General features: G+C 49.7%; 21 protein-coding genes and 6 pseudogenes. 20 read left to right on the forward strand and 7 right to left on the reverse strand.

Features of this window, described 5'->3' with window-relative positions; genetic code table 11:
- Positions 1-47: 47 nt before the first annotated feature.
- Positions 48-1,144: pseudogene (locus QSK07_RS12130) on the forward strand (IS3 family transposase).
- Positions 1,145-1,189: 45 nt separating this feature from the next.
- Positions 1,190-1,414, forward strand: a pseudogene (locus QSK07_RS12135) (site-specific integrase); the annotation flags it as partial.
- A 98-nt stretch (positions 1,415-1,512) separates the two neighbouring features.
- Here the strand turns inward: QSK07_RS12135 and QSK07_RS12140 are convergent.
- On the reverse strand, positions 1,513-2,040 hold the full coding sequence (locus QSK07_RS12140; protein WP_285721730.1) for a rhodanese family protein: 528 nt from the start codon (positions 2,038-2,040) through the stop codon (positions 1,513-1,515).
- Positions 2,037-2,354: an ArsR/SmtB family transcription factor gene (locus QSK07_RS12145; RefSeq protein ID WP_285721729.1), complete on the reverse strand. Its 318-nt coding sequence runs from the start codon at positions 2,352-2,354 to the stop codon at positions 2,037-2,039. Before QSK07_RS12145 ends, QSK07_RS12140 begins: the two co-directional genes overlap by 4 nt.
- Before the next feature lie 139 nt (positions 2,355-2,493).
- Between QSK07_RS12145 and QSK07_RS22945 the strand changes: the two genes are divergently transcribed.
- The 3 genes from QSK07_RS22945 (at position 2,494) to QSK07_RS12155 (ending at position 3,324) form a co-directional block, all read left to right on the forward strand.
- Positions 2,494-2,625 (forward strand): biofilm development regulator YmgB/AriR family protein, encoded by a 132-nt coding sequence (locus QSK07_RS22945; protein WP_502921718.1) that lies wholly within the window; start codon positions 2,494-2,496, stop codon positions 2,623-2,625.
- 81 nt (positions 2,626-2,706) lie between these two features.
- Positions 2,707-2,985: a hypothetical protein gene (locus tag QSK07_RS12150; protein WP_285721728.1), complete on the forward strand. Its 279-nt coding sequence runs from the start codon at positions 2,707-2,709 to the stop codon at positions 2,983-2,985.
- 78 nt (positions 2,986-3,063) lie between these two features.
- Entirely contained in the window at positions 3,064-3,324 is a 261-nt protein-coding gene (locus tag QSK07_RS12155; protein WP_285721727.1) for a biofilm development regulator YmgB/AriR family protein, read from the forward strand.
- A 1-nt stretch (position 3,325) separates the two neighbouring features.
- Here QSK07_RS12155 and QSK07_RS12160 read toward each other — a convergent pair whose 3' ends face one another.
- A complete protein-coding gene (locus QSK07_RS12160; protein WP_285721726.1) occupies positions 3,326-3,529 on the reverse strand; it encodes a hypothetical protein in 204 nt (67 codons plus the stop codon).
- 368 nt (positions 3,530-3,897) lie between these two features.
- On the opposite strand from QSK07_RS12160, the gene QSK07_RS12165 reads away from it, so the two are divergent.
- Positions 3,898-4,158 (forward strand): hypothetical protein, encoded by a 261-nt coding sequence (locus QSK07_RS12165; RefSeq protein WP_275222131.1) that lies wholly within the window; start codon positions 3,898-3,900, stop codon positions 4,156-4,158.
- Between the two features lie 369 nt (positions 4,159-4,527).
- Positions 4,528-4,716, forward strand: a complete 189-nt coding sequence (locus QSK07_RS12170; RefSeq protein ID WP_285721725.1) for a hypothetical protein — start codon at positions 4,528-4,530, stop codon at positions 4,714-4,716.
- A 440-nt stretch (positions 4,717-5,156) separates the two neighbouring features.
- On the opposite strand, the gene QSK07_RS12175 is transcribed toward QSK07_RS12170, so the two are convergent.
- Positions 5,157-5,480 (reverse strand): TonB family protein, encoded by a 324-nt coding sequence (locus QSK07_RS12175; protein ID WP_098049899.1) that lies wholly within the window; start codon positions 5,478-5,480, stop codon positions 5,157-5,159.
- Positions 5,481-5,696: 216 nt separating this feature from the next.
- On the opposite strand from QSK07_RS12175, the pseudogene QSK07_RS12180 reads away from it, so the two are divergent.
- Together QSK07_RS12180 and QSK07_RS12185 are read left to right on the forward strand one after the other, a co-directional pair.
- Positions 5,697-6,297, forward strand: a pseudogene (locus QSK07_RS12180) (tyrosine-type recombinase/integrase).
- A 215-nt stretch (positions 6,298-6,512) separates the two neighbouring features.
- On the forward strand, positions 6,513-7,070 hold the full coding sequence (locus QSK07_RS12185; RefSeq protein WP_285721724.1) for a GNAT family N-acetyltransferase: 558 nt from the start codon (positions 6,513-6,515) through the stop codon (positions 7,068-7,070).
- 120 nt (positions 7,071-7,190) lie between these two features.
- On the opposite strand, the gene QSK07_RS12190 is transcribed toward QSK07_RS12185, so the two are convergent.
- Both QSK07_RS12190 and QSK07_RS12195 read right to left on the reverse strand, forming a co-directional pair.
- Entirely contained in the window at positions 7,191-8,579 is a 1,389-nt protein-coding gene (locus QSK07_RS12190; protein ID WP_285721723.1) for an APC family permease, read from the reverse strand.
- Between the two features lie 141 nt (positions 8,580-8,720).
- Complete coding sequence (locus QSK07_RS12195; protein WP_285721722.1) at positions 8,721-9,557, reverse strand: AraC family transcriptional regulator; 837 nt, start codon at positions 9,555-9,557, stop codon at positions 8,721-8,723.
- A 153-nt stretch (positions 9,558-9,710) separates the two neighbouring features.
- Here QSK07_RS12195 and QSK07_RS12200 point away from each other — a divergent pair, with 153 nt between their 5' ends.
- From QSK07_RS12200 to QSK07_RS12250, 11 genes and pseudogenes are all read left to right on the forward strand, one after another.
- Complete coding sequence (locus tag QSK07_RS12200; protein ID WP_285721721.1) at positions 9,711-10,850, forward strand: ornithine cyclodeaminase family protein; 1,140 nt, start codon at positions 9,711-9,713, stop codon at positions 10,848-10,850.
- Between the two features lie 25 nt (positions 10,851-10,875).
- Positions 10,876-11,298: a RidA family protein gene (locus QSK07_RS12205; protein ID WP_285721720.1), complete on the forward strand. Its 423-nt coding sequence runs from the start codon at positions 10,876-10,878 to the stop codon at positions 11,296-11,298.
- A 16-nt stretch (positions 11,299-11,314) separates the two neighbouring features.
- Entirely contained in the window at positions 11,315-12,610 is a 1,296-nt protein-coding gene (locus QSK07_RS12210; protein ID WP_285721719.1) for an NAD(P)/FAD-dependent oxidoreductase, read from the forward strand.
- A gap of 416 nt (positions 12,611-13,026) precedes the next feature.
- Positions 13,027-13,470 (forward strand): GNAT family N-acetyltransferase, encoded by a 444-nt coding sequence (locus QSK07_RS12215; protein WP_502921717.1) that lies wholly within the window; start codon positions 13,027-13,029, stop codon positions 13,468-13,470.
- 364 nt (positions 13,471-13,834) lie between these two features.
- Positions 13,835-14,224, forward strand: a pseudogene (locus tag QSK07_RS12220) (STM2901 family protein); the annotation flags it as partial.
- A 62-nt stretch (positions 14,225-14,286) separates the two neighbouring features.
- A complete protein-coding gene (locus QSK07_RS12225; protein WP_285721717.1) occupies positions 14,287-14,610 on the forward strand; it encodes a DUF1493 family protein in 324 nt (107 codons plus the stop codon).
- Between the two features lie 433 nt (positions 14,611-15,043).
- A complete protein-coding gene (locus tag QSK07_RS12230) occupies positions 15,044-17,254 on the forward strand; it encodes a DUF2157 domain-containing protein (RefSeq protein ID WP_285721716.1) in 2,211 nt (736 codons plus the stop codon).
- Entirely contained in the window at positions 17,247-17,777 is a 531-nt protein-coding gene (locus tag QSK07_RS12235) for a GDYXXLXY domain-containing protein (RefSeq protein ID WP_285721715.1), read from the forward strand. Before QSK07_RS12230 ends, QSK07_RS12235 begins: the two co-directional genes overlap by 8 nt.
- A gap of 192 nt (positions 17,778-17,969) precedes the next feature.
- Positions 17,970-18,645 (forward strand): annotated as a pseudogene (locus QSK07_RS12240) (hypothetical protein).
- A 374-nt stretch (positions 18,646-19,019) separates the two neighbouring features.
- Positions 19,020-19,637: a dTMP kinase gene (locus tag QSK07_RS12245; RefSeq protein WP_285721714.1), complete on the forward strand. Its 618-nt coding sequence runs from the start codon at positions 19,020-19,022 to the stop codon at positions 19,635-19,637.
- 158 nt (positions 19,638-19,795) lie between these two features.
- Positions 19,796-20,524 (forward strand): annotated as a pseudogene (locus QSK07_RS12250) (sulfatase-like hydrolase/transferase); the annotation flags it as partial.
- A gap of 124 nt (positions 20,525-20,648) precedes the next feature.
- Here QSK07_RS12250 and QSK07_RS12255 read toward each other — a convergent pair.
- Positions 20,649-21,557: a LysR family transcriptional regulator gene (locus QSK07_RS12255; protein WP_098049917.1), complete on the reverse strand. Its 909-nt coding sequence runs from the start codon at positions 21,555-21,557 to the stop codon at positions 20,649-20,651.
- Positions 21,558-21,591 lie beyond the last annotated feature (34 nt).

Genomic DNA, 21,591 nt, shown 5'->3' on the forward strand with positions numbered 1-21,591 from the left:
CAGAATTCCGGCATGATTAATACTCCCCCCGAGCGGAGGTTGAGCCGATGAAAAAGTCACGATTCACTGAAGAACAGGTTGTCTTTGCCCTCAGGGAGGCTGAACCGGGTACATCAGTACCAGAAGTCTGTCGCAAGCTGGGTATCTCCGATGCCACATTCTATACGTGGCGCAGGAAATACGGCGGGATTTCCCCATCTGAAATGAAGCACATGCGACAGCCCGAGGATGAGAATCTCAGGCTAAGAAGCTGGTTGCCGATCTGAGCCCCGACAAGGCCATGCTACAGGGTGTGCTGGCAAAAAAACTGACGCTGGCGCGACTGGGGCCGGGATCTGCAGGCACGCTACGGAGCCAGCGAAAGGCAAATATGCTTTGCCCTGCGGGTCAGCCGCCGCTCGTTCAGGTACCGTTCAGTGGCGGCAGACGACAATGCGCTACGCCTGCGCATCAGGGAGATCAGCGAAACCCGGGTCCACTATGGCTACCACAGAGTGCACGCCATGCTCAGGCTTGAAGGCTGGCGGGATAACCATAAACGCATCTATCGACTCTGCAGCGAGCAGGGTCTGTCCCTGCGTCTCAGACGTCCACGTCGTAACAAATCGGCACAGCGCCGACAACCCCAGCCTCAGGGATTGTATCCGAATCATATCTGGGGCATGGACTTTGTCTCTGACGCATTATCTGACGGGCGTCGGTTACGCCTGCTGACGGTAATTGATCTCTACACGCGTGAACCTCCGGGGATCAGCGTGGACCAGAATCTGCGCTGAACAGAGGTTGCGGAGATGCTTAACAGTATTGCGTTCAGACGTCCTTTACCACAATTGCTGAAAACCGATAACGGCTCTGAGTTTGCAGGAAAAATGCTGGACAAGTGAGTGTATGAACGAGGGATCCGTATAGACTTTCCACGCCCGGGCACCCCAACGGACAATGCGACGGTGGAGTCGTTCAACGGCAGGCTGCGGGAGGAATGCCTGAATGAAAACGGGTTCATGTTGCTGGAAGATGCCCGGTGCAAAATTAAGGCCTGCGCATGCGCTATAACCAGAGACGTCCCCATTCTGCACTGGGCTGGATGACGCCGTCAGAATTTGCCGGGAAATCTGCCGGTTGCAAGAATATGCAGCCAGACTGAAGCCGGATATTCCTGATTATGAATGGATCACATACGGGTAGCGGGTCACACCACATCTCAACCCGGCAATGTAACCGTATTTTTCACGTATGGTTCGAGAAGCCAGGTCTCGACGATTCGCTTTACAGCACGCATTCTATGGGCAAAGCGTAACCTTATCTAATCTACAAAAAATCTGAGGGTAATCCAGCTACTGTTGGGCCATAAAAACTCGAAAGCACAGTTCATTACCTGGGCATTAAAGTCGATGACGCCTTAGTGATATTTTAATCGATTGAAGTCTAACTAACTGCCGCAACAGCAGCCCTATGATAGGAGCGTACATAGTAGCTCTTCCCTGAACTTATCAAAGGGAATTCAATTAACATCTATTTATCAGACCTGTTCCATGGCATTTTTAACAATAAATTCGCCATCCCACATAAACCGCTTAATCCTGCAAAGAGTAATCCTGCACCTACAAAGCCTGAAAGCAAAAATAACCGACTATCTATGATATATCCCATTACAACGCCGATAAGAATTAGTGTGCCCGCAACAATCTGAACCTGCCTCATGATAGGTAACGGCCGTTTTTTGTCTTCGATAGTCGGGAGGTTGGCGCTCTTCCATGCGTTAATGCCCCCAGCCATCAGTAAAGCCGGCATAGGGCTTGCTGCTTTCAATAGCGCATTGGCATTATGAGCCGTGCAACCCCCTGACAAACAATGAAAGATAACCGGTTGTTTATCTGCACCCGCCACCGTTTTACCTGCCGTTATATCGCTGAGAGGGAGTGAGCGTGCGTTCGGTATATGTTCACGCTGGTATTCAGTGGAGTCTCGAATATCAATGAGCACCGCCCCTTGATCAACAAGCCTTTTGGCTTCTTGCGGTGATACTGTTTCTGGCGTCATTTGAAATCCTCGGGACAGTAAATGTCTTTTAACGTGGAGATTACTTTTTTCACCGAGTCATTTTTGATGAAATATTTCACTTTTTGCGCCGCCCTTTCAGATTCAATCAAACCGTCTTCTTTCATTTTTGACAGGTGCTGAGAGGTTGCTGAAGGCGTTAAGCCGGTCAATTGCCCCAAATCACCTGACGATGTGCCGGGTTTATCAATGAGAATACAGAGGATCAACAGTCGATTGCTGTTGCTCATCGATTTAAGCAGCGTTGTTGCCAACGAGGCACTTTCATGTAACCGGAACAGATGAGAATCTTTCATTTTGTTATTTAGAGTTACCTAAATTTAGACAATGCTAAATTAAATGATGCACACATGCAATCAAAAAACTCTCAGGGCGGCCTAATGCCTGCTTTTCGCTCAAAGCGGACATTAGGCCGGATAGCGTCCGCCTGGGGCCATCGTTGTTGAGATGCTGCGCTCAGGCCGGACGCTCAGTCGCAAGGCTATCTGCCTTCGTGTTATGGCGCGCCTGGAAACAGCCTCTTCGCCCGAAGAAGAGCTACACTTGCAGGCACTGGTAAGCCTTTAATTTTCTCAGTAAACTACCTGTGTCAGGGCTGAAAACCCCTGAATTGTACAGGTATAACTGACTCAGAGAGCACTGGCAGTAATGAAAAGTAACAGAAATAAAATGCCTGGTGAGATACTCATAGGCGAAGCCGCACTGGCCCTTCTGGACGAGAAGAAGTCCGTTTCATGGACGGGCATCCTGGTTAAACTCGAAGCCCGGCTTGCTAACGAACAGGATGAATCCAGAGCCGACATACTGATAGCGGCTATCCAGGACGTCAGGGCAGAGATGAAGCGGCGCAGTTCAGATGCTGACAAAAACGATGAAGGTCAGGTCGTAACTCAGCATGAAGACCATGACAGAATGACCCGTCACTGATAAATCTACTATGCTTTTCTAAGCAGATAAAAACTGGCAGTTCTATTAAACCTGCAGCGATAAGGTTATAAATTTCAGATGCAACAGATACTCAACTCAGACGGACCCGAACTAATTCACGCTCTTGAGAATATCGACGATATTTATGAAGAGGAGAAAAGAATCTTTTCTGCTGCAGTCAAAACCTTGCTTACCGGAACGGGCAGCGTGACAAGCAGAGAGGTTCTTTTCTATCTTATCGGTGAAATGGAAGCGACCACGGACGTCGTCAGGCTTGATGTACTGCGTACATGTCTTGAAATTTTGATGGGTCTGAAAAATCCCGCACGGGCTGTTTAACTCAGTGCATTTTCTTCATTAAATACTGAATCAATTCCAGGCAATCAGGACGGGTATCAGCATCGCAAGTATATTCGCTGAGGCGGTATAGAGCCTGAATAAGGCGTTCAGGGGTAACAATATCACCTGCTGAAAGCAGCCCGGTTGTTACCTTGCCTATCAGGGCACGGACCTCTTCTGAAAAATCATGCGCATTGTTTTTCAATCCGCCTCCATCTTCTGTATAAAAACCCAGTCTATCATTTTCCGGCATGGCCAGTTAAGCAGTGGCTGCTGCCAGGATTACTCTCGTCCTGAACGTCAGAGATTTCCGGGCACTTCCTCTCATCCGCCTGCCTCACAAAGCTCTTAAATAACCAGGCCAGTGAATAACAGGTCCGGGCATTATCAGTCCTTTCAGTATGTGCATGCGCGAAGACAAAAGATACAGCGAACCGGCATTAACGGACGCTTTTCATCAGCAGTGCAGGCTTACTTATCGCCCGATTAAGGATTAATTACCCGTGCGTCATTTCTTATGGCGACTACAGTCAGTAATGAGGTTATCAACAACGTGCTAATGGAGAATGTACCGTGTTAATTCAAGACGACGAGAAAGGCCACGTCATTATTGGCGAAGCGGCACTGCACCTGGCGCTGGCTGAAAAGGAGATAAATGTTATCTCTCTCATCGCTGAACTGGGGCATATGGCTGCAAATGAATCCTGTGATGAAAGGCTTGGCAATATATCCGAGGCCCGAAGCTGGCTGAAGAAGTACGCGAATCCCGGACCCGCAGAGCAGCACGTGCCGTTCCTGCAGACACTTGCAGGTCTGAACGAAGAAAAGCATTAACGCCATAGGACGTAGTCCGGCTCCGGCCGGAAGACGACAGCACCAGATGACCTCATCGGTTGCGTGAAAGCGTGTACCGGCCGGAGAAACTGTCAGGGACGACACCTCCGCACCTGCTCCCGAAGTTGTACAGAAGTAATGCACCGATTCTATAGATATGTATCAAATCTTTATCAGAAAACTACGTCTCATAATTTCCCACTGACCCGATTTGAATTGTTTAACAGTGTCTGACGGCCCTGATAAGGCAGTTACGCAGAGCTATCATACGGCCTTATGCCACGCAGGCTGCTCTGTATTTTTTCATCGCCGGAGTTTCACAGAGTGTACAGTGCGGTATGATATTTGTTTCTTACAGAGAGTGACATCATGGCCAGAGCCACCCCACCCTATGTTCCGGTATCTCCGGCCTGCCTTGCCGCCCAGTTGCGCGAAATAGCAAAGATGCTGGAATCGCGCAGCCCTTTGATACGCAGCATAGAACGTTATTACGCCTCAGGTGAAGCCGGAGAGCGGCTGTCGGTTGTTCATATTGAAATGCTGACAGAACCGGATTGAAGATTTCACTATTCGCCTGGCAGTTAAGCACTGCAGGCTCCGGACATGCATAAGCTTTTAAAATAACTCCCGATATCAGGCATAGCACACCGGGATGGCATAATCGCCAGTGAAATTCGCGACTTAAAAAGTACGCCTGTACATTTTAACATCGGGCCGTCTGAAATTCTGTAAATAACGGTGAACTGTCCCTCCGCAGCATTTTCGTAGTTATACCGACTGTAACTGTGTTGATTACCAGAAGATAATGTTGGTGACTTTTTACGAACGTATGCTGATTGTTCATAGCGGATATCTTGAGGATATAGTGTCTGCCTAATGCCAGAAGCGGACATTGGCTAATGTTTTATTTTAACAATCAGCAGAAAAGCGCCCAGCCATAATAACTATCTGAATTAAAGTCGTTAATTTTTGAATATCAAGCTCTGAAATTGAATATATTATTGCACTTTTAATTTTACAGTCATGGGCAGATCTCGAGCAGGTTTGCCCTTTTCGAAACGCCATTTTGACACAGCTGTTATTACAGCATCATCGAACAAGTGGTCTGGCATAGATTCGATTATTCTCATCTGGCTTACCCTGCCTTCTGCATCAATGTCAAAATTAAACTTAACCATACCTTCTATTCGGTTCCTGGCAGCATAGTATGGGTAAACAGGACGGTCTTGCCGAAGGGGCTTTGGTTGATCTACTTTAACAGGTAAATAAGTAGAACATGCACTGACTACAAGAATACCCAGAATCACTATATACCTATACATAACAATATCCTTTTATTGATAAAGAATATCATTATACTTCAACCTTAACAGAAGGTTGTTTGTTGATCTCAGCGAACATTGGGTTGTAGCCTGTTAAAAGCGGTGGGTATATAACCCTCATCAATCCTGCCAACGTCTTGCTGCAATTTAGACATCCGCTTTTCGCTCATGAGGGACAATCATACTCAAATCTCCAACATTGCAGGTGATTTGAGTATGAACACGTCACCGTGGAACGAAGACCGTATCATTGGCCAAAAAAGACCACTTCAGATATCTCATATCTGGGGGATCCGAATCCGGGTTGAACTGGAAGGTAATACGCGCGATTTAGATCTGTTCAATGTGGCGCTGGATAGTAAGCTTCGAGGCTGTGATCTGGTCAAACTCAAAGTATCTGAAAAGGCATATGGTACCTCGGTTTCAAGCAGAGCAACTGTATTGCAACAGAAAACCGATAGCCCTTTGCAATTTGAGATAACCAAAGGGACAAGAGAAGCTGTTGCTGCATTGATAAATGCCTGGCAATTTGCACAGTAAAGACTTCTTTTTCTGGTTTCGGGTCGGAACTAACCAGCACATATTAACCCGACAATACAACCGAATCTTTGATGGGTGGGTAGAAAAGCCTGGTCTCGAAAATTCGCTTTGCAGCACTCATTCCATGAGAAGAACAAAACCTTATGATCTACCAGAAATCAGGAATCTTCGGGTGATCCAACTTCTGTTGGGCCATACGAAACTGGAAAGCACAGTTCGTTATCTGAGCATTGATGTAGATGATGCGTTAGAGATCTCTGAATCGATTGAAGTCTAAGGTTGTCAGGGCTGTAACAGCAGCCCTGTGACAGAAGCAGTCCCCGTTACACGCCTATTGGATTAAAATTTTTCGATAATACCTTTAGCTGTACACGGTTTCTCCTTGTCATTGAGTAATCCAATTTTGCAATAGCCCGTTCTGTATAAATCGGATGCAATTTATCACGGCGTGTGTTAAGTAAATAAAAAAGTTGTTTAAAAGGAAAGATAGAGATGCATATTGATGAAATGCCTGCTTATTTATTGCAACACGATCGTTTCTACCTGACTGCGCCAGACCTGAGTCGCTCAGAAGAAATGCAACGTAAACTAAATGAATTTAGTTCGTTTCATCATGAATTTCTGCTTTGGTCTCCTGGCTTCCATTCGTTTTCTTCAGTCAGGGATAATATGTTGGATGCAGCAGAAAACTTCCTGCATGACAGAGTAGAATATAAGTTTTTAATTATCGACCGTACGTCAGATGAGCTATTGGGTTGTATAAGCTTATTCATAAGGAATCGTGCTATTCCCTATTTTGAGCTTGGCTACTGGCTTGCTACGGATGCGACGGGCAAAGGCATAATGTCTGAAGCATGTAAGCTGGCTACAAAAATAGCCACGGATTTTTTTAACGCTAAAAGAATCGAAATTCGTACTGCCAGACGTAACGTGCGAAGTCAGTCGGTTGCATTAAAGTGTGGTTTCAAACTTGAAGCCATATTAGCTTCTGATCGACTGGACAGCATGGGAGTAATTGACAATACCTTTATTTATACGTACAGCGGATGATTATACCGTACCCTGAAAATACGACGTCCGTTGTTCGCTCATATCCGGCAAAACAACTCAGGTCAAATAAAACGCTTGCTGGGGTTAACATCGGTTCAGCAAGCGTTTATTTTTTTACGCTTATTCGCGCAGCTTCACACCGCGTTTAATTGACATGCCATATCCCGCCAGAGCGCAGCCGGCGATAAACCACGGAATCCATTTAATGATACCTGAATCGCTGCCACTCAGTGATTGCAAATTATTCACCACCAAAATGATAGTGATGGTCATACACACCATTGAAAGTAACGGTGCCCAAAACACGGTAAAGCGACTGTCATCAGTCTTAACACGGCGAAAAAATAGTATCACCGCGGCAGAAACACCCAGCTGTAAAAGAAGAATGCACAACGTTGCTACGGCGGAGCCAATCGCGAATATATGCACCATCGGGTCAAGGCCCGCACTGCCCATCCCCGCCAGCAGCATCAGAATAATCACGCTGTGAACGTGGCTGGCGTTGTGCGGTGTGCCGTTGGTGGGGTGGGTTTTGCACAGCTCTTTCCAAATCAATCCATCACGGCTGATGCTGAACAAGTAACGCGATATATTATTATGGAACGCTAGCGCGGCCGCGAATAAACTGGTGATCAGCAAGACCGACATGGTTTCCACCGCCCATTGTCCGACATATTGTCGAGTGATGTTGAACACGAAGTTACCCGGGTCTTTACTGGCAATCGCCACTACCTTGTCAAAGCCATACGCCTGCACTAATGACCAACTGGTGAAACAGAAGAAGGCAGTAATCAGTAACAGGGCGCAGACCGTCGCGCGTGGAACGGTCTTCTCCGGGTCGCGACACTCCTCGGCATAGATGGCAGTGGATTCAAAACCAATAAACGCCGCGATGGTGAAAATAAATGCGATGCCCAGATTCCCCTGCATAAATACTGACGGCTCAAACGACTGGAAAGTATAGGAACCGACTTTTTTGATGAGCAACATGACATCGGTTAACAGGACGATAGCTACTTCCGCTAACATCAATATGCCGAGTAACTTACCACCGATCTCGACCCGTTTAATGCTGAGTATCCAGCAGATCAACACTGCCAGCATGCTCAGTGCCCACCATGGAATGTGGGAGAAAAAGTGCTCTTCAATAAATAATTGTGTGAAGAATCCCAGCATGGCAATAATGGCAATCTGGATGGAAATATACGCCATCACTGCCAGCACTGATGCTGAGGCGCCCCAGTTCTCACCCATGCCCTTTGATATATAGGTATAAAAGGCACCCGCATTGTTAACGTGGCGGCTCATGGCAATAAACCCCACCGCGAACAACATTAATATGATGCAGGAGAGAATATAAAAAACCGGAATACCGCTACCGTTACCGGAGATGATCGCTACCGGTAAACCGCCCACCACGCCTGTCAGCGGCGAAGCGGCTGCGACAACAAAAAAGATCAGAGAAAATAAACCCAACGTATTTTTGCGTAAGCCCGAATCCATATTCATCGCCAATCACCTCAACGACAGGAGAAATTTCTCAGGCAGTCTGTGCCGCCTGAGGCAGGTAACATTCCGGCATCATTTCTCAGTTTTGAGGCTTACGGATAGAACAAATCGGACAATCGCACAGTGCAACGTTGCCCCCTTTTAGTGCTCAGCAAAACGCAGACGATGGGAATAATCACCGTGGGTAATTCTGCGCTGATAGTCGCCGGGCGTGGTGCTGACAAAATGTTTAAACTCTCGCAGGAAGTGGGACTGGTCACTGAATCCCAGATCAAAAGCCAGGTCACTGAACGACAGATCCTGCCGAGAATGAATAGTGTTGATGGCTGACTGGCAGCGCAGAATACGACTGAATGCTTTAGGGGATAGCCCGGTGTCCTGGCGGAACTGCCGCTGGATGGTACGGCAAGAGTATCCGGTCAACGCCTCTAACTGATCCGCGCGGATGTTGCCATTCAGTTGCCGCATGGTCTGAATAATCAATGAAGTGACAGCAGAGGCTTTACGTACCAGTCGTGGCGTAAAGTAAGCATTGAACAGCGCGATTTGTCGGGAGAAATCGTGTGCTTGCACAATTTGCTCGAATGCCAGGCGGGCATCCGGCACCACATCGAGAAAACTGAATTCACTATCAGGTATTTCCTCGGCCATGAGGTCGAGAAAGTCAGGAATGATGCCTGGCGCAAAACGTACACCAAAATAGTGGTGATTATGCTGCATATCTGCTCCACGCGCTTCCAACGTGGTGCCACAAACGCGGGCGCCGGGATGTTGTGCATCGCAGTCAAACACAATATCAACACATCCGTCTGGTATAGCCAGCGTCATGCTGACATGCTGCGCAACTTCAAAACTGTAGAAGTGGGAGATGGCCGGGTTATCTGAAGCAATTAACGAATAATGCTGCGCGGCATTCAGCACAAACCAGGGTTGTTCAGGTTGAAATCCACGATGTCGATACAGAGGAAAGTGTGTCATGGCGTACTCCGGTGCAGGCGTTATCTCAGTTGATTACTGCAAATCCTGTGCCACAGACCCTCAGATTCCCTGTCGCAAATATTCAATACAGCCTCTTTCTGGCGCGTTATTTGTTATGGCGAAGACGCAAACAGCTAATTGAAGAGGCGCAACATGAGTGATTCACCCCGAATTGATTTTATCTACCTGTCGGAACAGGACATGATTCGTGCTGGAGTGACCGATATGGCCGCCTGCGTGGATACTATGGAAGAGATGTTTGGTCTGCTGTATCACGGTGACTACCGCATGGCAGGTGCGAATAACGATTCACACGGCGCGATGGTGACTTTTCCGGAGAACTCACCTTTCCCCGCGATGCCTAAACCTACCGCTGATCGCCGCATGATGGCGATGCCCGCCTATTTAGGGGGTAATTTCTGCACTGCAGGCGTGAAATGGTATGGCTCCAACATCGCTAATCGCGAAAAAGGCCTGCCGCGTTCCATTCTGATGTTCACCCTGAACGACGCTGACACCGGCGCACCTCTGGCACATATGTCGGCAAATCTCTTATCTGCTTATCGTACCGGCGCAGTGCCTGGCGTGGGCGCACGTCACCTGGCGCGTAAAGATTCGCGAGTGATTGGCTTACTCGGACCAGGTGTGATGGGGAAAACCACCGTTGCGGCTTTCATCGCCGTTTGCCCGCAGATCGATACCATCAAAGTTAAAGGTCGCGGTCAACGCAGCCTCGATAACTTCCTTACCTGGGTGCAGGAGACTTATCCGCAGATAAAGCAGGTGGAGATTGTTGATTCGCTGGAAGAGGTGGTGCGCGGGAGTGACATTGTTACCTATTGCAGCTCCGGCGAAGTGGGCGATCCCGCCACCTATCCCATTGTGAAGCGTGCATGGGTGAAAGCTGGCACATTCCTGGCGATGCCTGCGCTGTGCAGCATCGATGCCGGTATGGAGCAGGCTGATGTACGCAAAGTGCTGGATAACACCGGTTTGTATCATGCCTGGTTTGACGAGGTGCCCAAGCCCGCTCATCGCACCATTCCGATTATCGGCGTGCGTTTTATGGATATGTTGGACGCCGGAAAGCTGCAGGCGGATCAACTTGAAGATATTGGCAAGATCGTCGCCGGTGAAGCACCGGGCCGCCAGAACGATGATGAGATCATCATCATGTCCGTCGGTGGGATGCCGGTAGAGGACGTGGCCTGGGGCACTGTGCTGTATCGCAAGGCCATCGAGCAAGGCATCGGCGTCAAACTGAACCTGTGGGAATCACCGGTTTTAAGCTAGTACATTGATCTTAAGTGAAAACATCATGACGAATATTATCAAGGTAAAAACTGGCTCCAAATTCGAAGAGCTAGCAAGCTATTCCCGTATTGTCGCGGTCGACAACTGGATTTATGTGTCAAACACTGCCGGTCGCAACCCGCAAACCAAAGAGATTCATTCCGATTTGCGCGAACAGACCTTGCAGGTATTTGCCAACATTGAGGCCACGCTGGCCGCTATCGATGCATCATTAGAGGACGTAGTGTGCTCTCGGGTATTTATACAAAATCCGGAGGATGTCCCGACGGTGATGGCCATTATTGGTGAGAAGTTCCGGGGGGTGAATCCGGCATCGACCGTGACCTGTCCACTGCTCGGTTCAACCGTTTATAAGGTTGAGCTGGAAGTGACTGCCTATCGTGGCGCAGGCAAAGCTGAAGTTCAGGAAATTACCGTAGCCCTGTAAGGGCGGGAGACGCGTTATGGCACCTGTTATTACGCCAGTGACAACTTCAGATATTATGCCTGCGGCCACCACCGTGGTGATCATTGGCGGTGGCATCGTCGGGTTAACCGCCGCGCTGACACTGGCAGAACGCAATATTCCCGTAGTGGTGCTGGAGAAAGGACGCATCGCGGGTGAGCAGTCTTCACGAAATCTGGGATGGGTGCGTAAAACCAGCCGTGCGCTGGAGGATATTCCGCTGGCGCAGGCGGCAGATAGACTTTGGGCAGCGATGGCGGCGCGGGTAGGCAGTGATGTGGGTTATCGCCGGGCAGGCATTATGTTTGTCGCGCGCGATGAGAAGCAAATGGCGATACATGAAAAATGGCTTAATGGCGTTGATGCAGCGGGATTAGATACCCGTCTGCTCAGCAATAGCGACATCGCCGCCCATGTTCCTGGCGGCGCGGGAAAATGGGCTGGAGGCATTTTTACCGCTTCGGACGGACGCGCTGAACCGACACTGGCTGCGAGCGCAATAGCTAAAGCCGCGCTGGCGAATGGTGCTGTGATAATCGAACAATGCGCGGTGCGCGCACTTGCCACGCAAAACGGACGCGTGAGCGGGGTGGTGACGGAAAAGGGTGAGATTTGTTGCGATCAGGTACTGCTTGCAGCCGGTGCCTGGTCTCGTCGCTTTTTAGGTAATCACGGTATCAATCTGCCCACATTGCCGCTGATCTGTTCGGTGATGCGCACAAAACCGCTGCAAGGCCCGACCAACATCGCAGTCGGCGCGCCAGATTTCTCGTTCCGTCAACATCAGGATGGCGGTTTTATCATTACGCAGCGCGGCGCACTGGATGCTCCGTTGACACTGGATCATCTGTTAATTGGAGCACGCTATGTGACGCAATTACGCCATGCGCGCGACAATTTGCGTATCTCGCTGGGCAAATTTTTCGTGAAGGACCTGGCGATGGCACGACGCTGGCGACATGATCGATGCACGCCCTTTGAACACGTTCGCACCCTGGATCCACAAGCCAATCCTGCACTGAATAATGAAGCGATGCGCAATTTACGCGCAGCCTGGCCCGCGTTTAAGCAGGCGGAGATAGCGGCATCATGGGCGGGGGTGATTGATGTGACACCAGATTCTAACCCGGTTATCGGTCCGGTGCCTTCAATGCCGGGATTAACGCTGGCAACCGGTTTTTCAGGACATGGTTTTGGTACTTCGCCTGCAGCGGGGCAGCTGGCCGCGGATTTGGTGACCGGACAAGCACCTGTTGTTGATCCTTTACCGTATTGTTATGAGCGCTTGATGTAGGTGTGAGTTAACACGTAGGGTGCGGCCTTAAGGCCGCCCACATTCAATGCACGACTAGCCACTCATCACTTCACAGATCGTGTTGATCATCCTGCAAACACCTCAATTAAAGGTTGTAAGCGCAAGCCGCCAAAACTTTATGGCCTGACGCTTCTGCACTTTAACCGCTTAAAATTCCGGCCTGCTATTGCTTGTTGGGCAGAGACAAAGATTGGGAGAGTATATACCCAAAACCTGTACCGTTAATTCATAGACAGTGTTGTTATCAGCAATGTCCGCAGATCGCTCTTAGCAAACGTTTACCTGACTCCGTCCGCTTTGTGCCAGAAGCGGACAAATTTACGCCTCGTAGTGATATGTAATACCATACAGCTATCATGGCTATATGATGTCAACTTGCGGAATATAAAATTATGATAAATATGGAAGTGGGTAATCCGATTCATTACCCGGAATTACTGAAGGTATGGGAATCATCTGTACGAGCTACACATGATTTTTTACAGGAGCAGGATATTCAGGCGCTGCGCCCTCTAATACTGCATACATATCTTCCTGATCTGACTATTACGTTCGCTCAACTTAGCTGTAACAATTCGATCGTAGGCTTTACTGGAGTAAGTAAAAACCGCATTGAAATGCTCTTTGTGGATGCAAATCAACGCGGTAAAGGCATCGGGAAATTACTTCTACTAAAAGCCACAAACGAGCAGGGTGCTGATGAGCTTGACGTAAACGAACAAAATCCTCAGGCTATTACCTTTTATAAAAAACACGGTTTTGAAACCGTTGGTCGTTCTGATGTTGACGGTCGGGGCAAGCCATATCCTTTGTTGCATATGAAGCTACGAAGAACATAATCTTCCTGTACAAAATTAAGTCCGCTTCTCGCTCATAACAGACCTTCATTTTCCCTGTCCTTCGAGAATGGCCCTTTTAATCCTGATCTCCGCTTGCAAGTTAAGAGGATATCTGAACACCCCCAAAGCAATCGCATCACCCGGCGTGATTAGAGTTCGCTGCTCTCGGTGCTGATTGATCAGCCGCAGAACGACGTGATTCGCCTGCAGGTTTTCCCGGCTGCTTGCACCGCAAATTATTTAAGTGCAGGACTTTGAAACGCAAAAGCAAGCCTGACGGGCTAACCGGTAATGGATTAACGCCCTGTCACACAGATGGTAAAGTCAAAATACGTTAACCATTTGACGAAAGTGATTTCCAGATATGGATACAACAGAGCAACTGGATGGTACATATTATTTCAACGACTTGCCTAATCTTACGCCGCAGGAACTGCTAATCTGGATGATGATTGATGAAACACAAAAACAGCTGGGCGTGCAGTATATTGTGGCCATTACGGGACTAATTTTAGGCAACAATAATATCGACGTACGGGGGAAACCGAACATGGCTACCCCCGGTACCTCCGTTGCATCGCTCCTTTTCCGCAAACACCTTTCCTGCAAATTCCGGCGCCACATTCTGCCAACCCTGACCGCCAAATCTTTCAGTCTGCGTGGGCTGAAGATTTTCTGGGTGAGTAATCTGGGGGCCTTCGTAGGCAGGCCCGTGCCCGTTGTCGGATGGGTAATTCTGGCAAACGATGTTGCTTAAATCAGTATCCGAACCGCCCATCGCTATAACCTGCCTGTGCGGCATGAAGATTAAATCTGGTGAATAATATGACAGTAACCCCTGATGCGGTGCGCAAATTCATTTTGCGTGAATTGCCGCTGGTGACAACGTTCCTGTTTAAAAAAATTGAAATCGGCGACAATGATATTCTGCAGGAACAGTATGAAGCGGATGATATTGCAGAGATGGCAGAGAAATTTTTCCATGACTTCAACGTAGAGCCAGCTGGCTTCAGTACTGCCGCTTATTTCCCCTGGAAAACCTCGTCACTGTTCTCACGAACACCCATAAAACAGGATAAAAAGCCTCTGACCATAAAAATGTTTATAGAGTCAGCCCGTTCGGGACGGTGGCTTTTTTGATTGCTCACAGCAGGTGATAAAGTTGCTCGTAATCTCAGCTGCGCATCTTAAACCTTGAAGATCTGGCGAAACCAGCCGTCTTTACAGTTGCGGTCAGCGGCCAGTCACTGAACGGTTGCGGGTTTGTTTCCTGGCATTTCAGCAATGCGGTATCTCAGATAGTAAGCAGTAAAACCTGCCTGCGGGAATAAAATTCGTCGGGGCGAATGTCATTTTCATGCTGCCAAAAACAGGGCCACGATACTCCTGATCATAACGATGCGGCGAATCGCACAGCGTTCCCTCTCACCTTTGATTTACGCTGTTATATCCCGGAAAAGATGTTTACATTTGTTCAGCAAAATTATCTGCCGCTCATCAAAGCGTGATCGCAGGGAAGAACCGTGGTTAACGTCATCATCAAAGTCATACCGCAAACAGAGGCAAGGAGAGTATGAGGGTAATTACGGCCGATAAGATAACCGGGATGCCATCACGCACGGCAGCATATCTTTGCCGTCAGATTGGGCATCTGGTCAAAACAGGAAGCCTGAGCCCGGAGACCTGCCAGCGCATCTTTACTTTCTGTGGTATCAGACCCTCAGATTCTCAGTGGCGACAGTTTCTTATCCCGGTACTTTGCTTTCTGGGATTGCTGTCACTGGTTGCAGGCGCGGTGTTTTTTGTTGCCTGGAACTGGGCCTGGCTGCCGAAGATGGCGAAATTTGCCCTGACCGAACTGCTGATCGTCGCGCTGGCGGTAGTGGTCTGGTGGCGCTGGTACAACACGCTGGCACGCAGCGCATTGTTGGCAGCAGGATTAAGTTTCGGTGCGCTCTTTGCGCTTTATGGGCAGATCTATCAGACGGGTGCTGACAGCTGGGAGCTCTTCCGGGCCTGGTTTTGCGTTCTTCTGCCGCTGGCGCTGATTGCCCGGCAAAACAGCCTGTGGTTTTGCAGCTGGCTGGTCGCTAACCTGGCGTTCCAGCTCTATTACACCGCCAGGTTGCCCACATCACTGCTGGACCTGGCCATGTCTGACAGCTTCTTCTGGCTCCCGACGACAGTGCTGCACGGCTATCTGGCGCTGCTGGCAGCCTGCCTGATTATCAGGGAAGCTCTGGCCTGGCGGGCAATAACGCATCACCCTGAGAGCTGGCTGGCAAGCCGCTGGTTCTCACGCGTCATGGCCGGATTTTTACTGCTGCTGCTGACCGCCATCGTAGCCGGAAATATCTCTGACTGGTGCGGTGCTAACCACTTTACGTTTGTCACGGGCGGCTGGGTGGTCACCCTGCTGGCAGGCTATTACCTGTACCGTTATCGCCATGTGGATCTCTGCATGCTGACGCAGGGCATCGCCAGTCTGACGATTGTGGGCTGCGCGCTGATCATGCAGTTATTCCTCTTAGCCTATGATACAGGTGACCTGTCTCTGACCGGGGTCCTGATGATTTTCTGGGTAGCGGCAAATGGTTCGATCCTGCTGAAGTGGCAGCGCAAACTGGCTGAGAAGGGGCCGATCGATCTGGCTCCGGCCAGACTGACCTCACTGACAGACGCCCTTCGTCAGCAGGGCCTGCTGAGCGACGCACAGATTAGTGAGATTCAGCAACGTGGTCACGCGTCGGATCTGCCCTGGTATCTGAGGCTGGCGCTGAGCGTCGGAGGCTGGGTCGCCGCGATCATCACTCTGTTACTGATGGCGCTGATGCTCTATTCCACTGACCTGCTCGATGACCAGAATGCTGTCACCCTTATCCTGCCTTCACTGGTCCTCGCCGTGATTGCCCGCGGCCTGTTACGCAGCGATCGTGACGGTAAGTATCACCTCGGGCTGGCATGGGCCATTGCGGCGACGTGCGGGCTGATTTTCGGCGTTATAATACAAATCCAGAGCAATGACGTCAGCTTTATGATGCTGAGCTCACTGTGCGCGTTACCGATTCTTGCGGCAATGGCGGTGGCGATGCCCGATCGCACTTACCGCTTTATGGCCATCACTGCCCTGACTTTTTTTCTGGTGCTGGCGGGCTATTTACTTTCCCTGCTCTACCTGTCGCCAACGGCAGGCGGCGTTGCTGTTTTCCTGCTGGTAGCAGTGGTGATGTTTTTGTGGTTGTGGATTGTCAGTCATCAGTTGAAATTACTGGCAGGATCCTATGCTGACGCCGTACATCCCCTGCTGTATGGCATCCCGGCGGGTCTGATGCTGCTGAGTTTCCTCGGAATAGACGCGGCGGTTCTCAGGGATTTCTTCTGGTCTTCTGCGCAGTTTTCTATGCTTCAGTCTGTGACAGGCACAGGTATTGCGGCAGGTTTTGTGCTGAGTACGCTCAGTCAGAAAAGAAGCGGTCAGCCGCTGTTTTCGACAATCACACTGCCCGCCACCGTTATCTGCGGGGCTGCCGCCCTTTATGCCCCAGGTATCGGGCTGGGATTATGGTTGATTCTGATGGCGCGTTATCTGGGAAGTCCGGGATTGCTGGTGGTTAGTGGCGGGTTTATGGTGCTGTATGTCATTGACTGGTATTACTTCCTGGAGGTGATATTGCTGCATAAAGCGCTGTTGCTGCTGGCTGGCGGTCTGGTTTTGCTGGGGCTGGCGTGGGTCGTCACAAAAGTGTTACCCGCACAAATCGGAGGTGCGAGTGAGAATGCGTAAAAAGAGCCGATGGCTGGCAGGCGCGGTGATAGCGCTGGCGCTGGTGACCGTTAATGTCAGCATCTGGCAAAAAGAGCTGTTGCTTAAACAGGGCGCGGTCATGATTTTACCCCTTGCGCCGGTTGACCCACGATCCCTGATGCAGGGTGATTACATGGCCCTGAATTATGCCCTCACCCGACCGCTGGAGCAGACGCTGTATCAACAGGCAGTGGCCTGCGGCGCGACCCGATCAGCGCCATGCCTGCCCACCAGCGGGACCCTGATTGTGGATCTCGATGCGCAGCGTTATGCGACTCAGGCCCGGTTTGATCAGGGTGATTCGCTTCAGGTAAATCAGCTACGGGTGAAATACCATCAACGCTCCGGCTCGCTGACCGTCGGCACCAACGCTTATTTCTTTCAGGAAAATCATGGCGAGCGTTTCGCGCAGGCACGTTACGGGGCATTTCGGGTGGGAAATGATGGCACAGCACTCCTGACAGATCTGCTTGATAAACAGGGGAAGGTCATCAGGCCTTAGCTATGCAAGACGCACGCTGAACAGCACAAAACAGACGGGCAGGCAGCCTTAATAGCTTTACTGAAAGGGTTTCTGTAGCAGCGCATCACGATGCCTTCGCAGGTCTGCGGCCATCGGATTAATCAGGTAGCCTGAAACGTCAGACAGAAATATCCTTAGCGACAAACAGATTTAAATGGCAAAAGTTCTGATATGAAATCGATGAATCTGCACAACATCTACCGTTCTGCAAATGAAAATACCGTTGCGATGTGGAGAGAAAATGCAGGCATTGGCGATATCAGGCAAGAGAACTACTACGATCCGGTAAAACTCGCTCTTGCAGCAGGCATACAGCCGTCTGTGTCCTCAGATGTCTCATGTCTGCTGCGTGAACTGCAGCAACTTATCAGAGATGATCCACTTGCCGATGTTCTGCCAGCAGACGGTTTTCATTTTACCTTTTTACCTCTGACCCTGCCGCTCTTTCATGAAAACGCGCCGTTGCCCGAAAAAGTGGATCAGCTGACGGCTATCTGGACCGGATTTGAGGCGAAGAAAATCGTTATCAGGCATCTCCGGCTCGTTGCATTGCCCGATCAGTTGTTGCTCGCAGGGATCCCAGAAAGTCCTGCCATAGCCATGCGTCAGTCATTCTGCGAAAAGGTGCTCGATTCTGACTGGAAAAATGAGCTGATGACGCGTCATTCGGGCAGCCCGCTTCTGGCACAGCACCCTGCTGCGCTACAACGCGGCTTTTTCACCCGCAACCTTACGACACTATTTTCTGGAACGTCAGACCGTTCATTTTGGTGATGTCGCCGGAGAACTGACGCTGGCAAAGATCAACTACAACTGGACGAAATGTTACCCGTTACGGGTTAACTGATACCATGCCATTCCCTGTGAGAAACGATTTTTGCCCTGCATTTACATGAGTGTACTTAAAGCCGCATGCGTACAGGCCCGTTTTTCTCTCAAACTCTGCGTTAGCAGACTAAACAGGGATCTTTTCGTTTACCTGGCTATTCCCGTAAACTACAGGACGCAGGTTTTAATTCATGCACACGAAAAGAGGATGATGAAGCCTGCCAGGCAGAGCCTGTTTTAAGGTATCCATCATTGTCTGTGAATACACCTCGATTTTGTTCTCGCAAAGATGGCCGACGGCTTAAGAAAATATCCGCTTCTCACACCAGGAAATAACATGCCTTTGGCAGATGTGCGTTTTACTGTAATCCTGACTCCATCGTCATTCCGGACATGAGTCGTCAGCTATTTGTTTCTCTGGATGGCCCCAAGGGAGCCGGTAAAACCACGCTGCTGGAGGCCATCACGCAAGTGCTGAGGACAGACAACATGAAAGTGATCCGACTCAGCGAGAAAAAAAGCGATCCTTTCAGGGCGGAATCCATGGCGCTGGTTAACCGGCTCGCCAGAGATCCCTCGTCAGATCTGGAATGGGAAATCTGTCAGCGCTTTGCTGTCAGCCGCGCCTGGGTCTCACAGAACGTACTGGCTAAACAGCCGCAGGACAGCGTTATCCTGATGGATCGCTGGTATCCATCGGATGCCGCGTTTCGCCGAATGGTTCCGTTTACAGAGATTCTGCAGCTAAACCGTGAGCACAACGTCCGCGCGCCAGATCTGCATGTCGGGGTGGTCACTGTGCCCGAGGTTTCCTGGGAAAGAGCCGCAGCACGATCGCGTGGCCTGGGAAGTACGGTAATTCACCGGCTGGAAGAACATATCGCCTGCACCCGCGCTTTCGAGCAGGAAGTTGCTCATAACGGCTGGTTTTTATGTCGTAATGAAGGGAGCATTGAAGAGGCAACGATGCGGGTGGTGGCTGAAATTTACAGCGTGCTTTTTCGGACCTGAATAGCAGAAAACATAAAACTCCGTGGGCGCGTTATCCTCTCTTCTCCGCAAATCCGCGCGTATCGGATTGTGCAGAAAAAACACATTATTTTACCTGCCTGAAATCAGGATTAGTCAGATTACCGCTGGCACAGGCATCACGCTTTCCCTATACAGGAGGGTTGCTGGGTATCATTCAGCGAGCTGGCCTGAGCGTCTTATGGCATGAGAATGATGGTGGATGCAAAGAAGCCTGCGATCGGCTGCCTGATCAGGATATGACAGCGCTGAAACTTCCGGAAATGTGCATTAAAGGCGAGTGCTATGACGAAGTACTTTTCCATGGCCTGGAGGCCTATATCAATCAGCTTCAGGGTAATGGCGTTATAGTGTTGCATACGATTGGCAGCCATGGACCGACCTACAATCACCGTTATCCGCCGGCGTTTCGCAAATTTACACCCACCTTTGAGGCAAAACAGATACAGAAGTGCTCTCAGGAGCAGCTGATTAATACGTATGACAATACTATTCTCTATGCGGACTATATTGTCGATAAAGCGATCGAATTACTCAAAGCCCATCAGGAGAAGTTTACGACCAGTCTGGTTTATCTGTCAGATCATGGTGAGTCACTGGGCGAGAAAGGCGTCTATCTGCATGGCCTGCCCTATGCTATCGCACCTGAATTTCAGACTCGCGTGCCGCTGTTGATCTGGCTGTCACCCGATTACCAGCAGCGTTATGCCGTTGACTACACATGCCTTAACCGGCTGGCGACTTCGCAAAAATATTCTCAGGATAATCTTTTTTCAACCCTGCTGGGCATGACCGGCGTTCAGACCCGCGAATATGTCGCTGCAGACGATATACTGGCGACATGCCGCAATAAGCCCGCAGAAAAATAAGTGTGATAAAGCCCCTGATGGGGGCTTTTATCTGGCTGGATGCTATCGATAAAACTGTACATCGCTCAGGTAAGAATAAACTATCTGATACAGTATTTATTCCTGAAATAATCTGTGTCGATATTCACAGCTCACGTGTCAGCGCGTCGAGGTTATCAGCCAGCATATCCAGCAGGGTGCTGACATAAAGATGATTGTTTCCCTGATGCCACATCGCACTGAGCGGAAGTCCCTCAATATCTGTGGCTGGCGAAAGAGTAAGATACTTAACCCCGTCTGCATTCATATTTTTATAGGATGACGGCACCAGAGCAATGCCCAGACCGGCGGCAACAAAGCTCAGAATGGTCTGTTTCTCTTCAGCATACTGTGCAATGACAGGTGTGCAGCCACCCGCTTTGAACACCTTCATCGTAAGATCATGGCTGTGAGGCCGGGTACGCCTTTCTGGCATGATCACCGGCTCATGACAAAAATCACGGATAGTGACCTCGGGATAATCAACAAGCCGGTGATGGGCCGGAACAGCGAGCACGCAGGTTTCATTAGCGATGAAGCGCGTCGTCAGCATGGCATCAACCTGTTCAGGAGGGCGTACCAGGACTACGTCCAGCCACCCCGATAAAAGCCGCGGAATAAGAGTGTGAGATTTATCTTCCGTAATATGGATGTCCGCTTCAGGAAACTGCCTGACAAACAGATTTATTAATTTCGGCAATAGTCCTCTGGCGGCGCTGTCAATGGCGCCAATTCGCAGCGTTCTTTTCTGCGTTAAGCTGTTTTTAAGGAATCGCAACCGCAGCGCATCAAAATCCGCGATAACGGTTTTGGCCTCATTGAGGAAAGCCGCCCCTTCAGGCGTCAGTGAGACATTTCTCGTTGAACGGTTCAGCAGCCTTATTCCCAAATCTTCCTCAAGCAGTCTGATGAAGCGACTCAGTGACGCAGGCATCATTTCAAGCTTACGGGCAGCCCGTCCAAAGTGAAGCTCATCACCCAGCACAACAAAGCAACGTAACTGATTTATATCCATTTATTTACCAGAATCTGATTATGCAAATTATTTG

The sequence above is a fragment of the Pantoea sp. QMID4 genome (assembly GCF_030270445.1).
Taxonomy (GTDB): Bacteria; Pseudomonadota; Gammaproteobacteria; order Enterobacterales; family Enterobacteriaceae; genus Pantoea; species Pantoea vagans.

Coding starts and splice junctions, on each gene's coding strand:
- QSK07_RS12140 (WP_285721730.1), bottom strand. CDS start 2,040: ATGACGCCAGAAACAGTATCACCGCAAGAAGCCAAAAGGCTTGTTGAT.
- QSK07_RS12145 (WP_285721729.1), bottom strand. CDS start 2,354: ATGAAAGATTCTCATCTGTTCCGGTTACATGAAAGTGCCTCGTTGGCA.
- QSK07_RS12150 (WP_285721728.1), top strand. CDS start 2,707: ATGAAAAGTAACAGAAATAAAATGCCTGGTGAGATACTCATAGGCGAA.
- QSK07_RS12155 (WP_285721727.1), top strand. CDS start 3,064: ATGCAACAGATACTCAACTCAGACGGACCCGAACTAATTCACGCTCTT.
- QSK07_RS12170 (WP_285721725.1), top strand. CDS start 4,528: ATGGCCAGAGCCACCCCACCCTATGTTCCGGTATCTCCGGCCTGCCTT.
- QSK07_RS12175 (WP_098049899.1), bottom strand. CDS start 5,480: ATGTATAGGTATATAGTGATTCTGGGTATTCTTGTAGTCAGTGCATGT.
- QSK07_RS12185 (WP_285721724.1), top strand. CDS start 6,513: ATGCATATTGATGAAATGCCTGCTTATTTATTGCAACACGATCGTTTC.
- QSK07_RS12190 (WP_285721723.1), bottom strand. CDS start 8,579: ATGAATATGGATTCGGGCTTACGCAAAAATACGTTGGGTTTATTTTCT.
- QSK07_RS12195 (WP_285721722.1), bottom strand. CDS start 9,557: ATGACACACTTTCCTCTGTATCGACATCGTGGATTTCAACCTGAACAA.
- QSK07_RS12200 (WP_285721721.1), top strand. CDS start 9,711: ATGAGTGATTCACCCCGAATTGATTTTATCTACCTGTCGGAACAGGAC.
- QSK07_RS12205 (WP_285721720.1), top strand. CDS start 10,876: ATGACGAATATTATCAAGGTAAAAACTGGCTCCAAATTCGAAGAGCTA.
- QSK07_RS12210 (WP_285721719.1), top strand. CDS start 11,315: ATGGCACCTGTTATTACGCCAGTGACAACTTCAGATATTATGCCTGCG.
- QSK07_RS12230 (WP_285721716.1), top strand. CDS start 15,044: ATGAGGGTAATTACGGCCGATAAGATAACCGGGATGCCATCACGCACG.
- QSK07_RS12235 (WP_285721715.1), top strand. CDS start 17,247: ATGCGTAAAAAGAGCCGATGGCTGGCAGGCGCGGTGATAGCGCTGGCG.
- QSK07_RS12245 (WP_285721714.1), top strand. CDS start 19,020: ATGAGTCGTCAGCTATTTGTTTCTCTGGATGGCCCCAAGGGAGCCGGT.
- QSK07_RS12255 (WP_098049917.1), bottom strand. CDS start 21,557: ATGGATATAAATCAGTTACGTTGCTTTGTTGTGCTGGGTGATGAGCTT.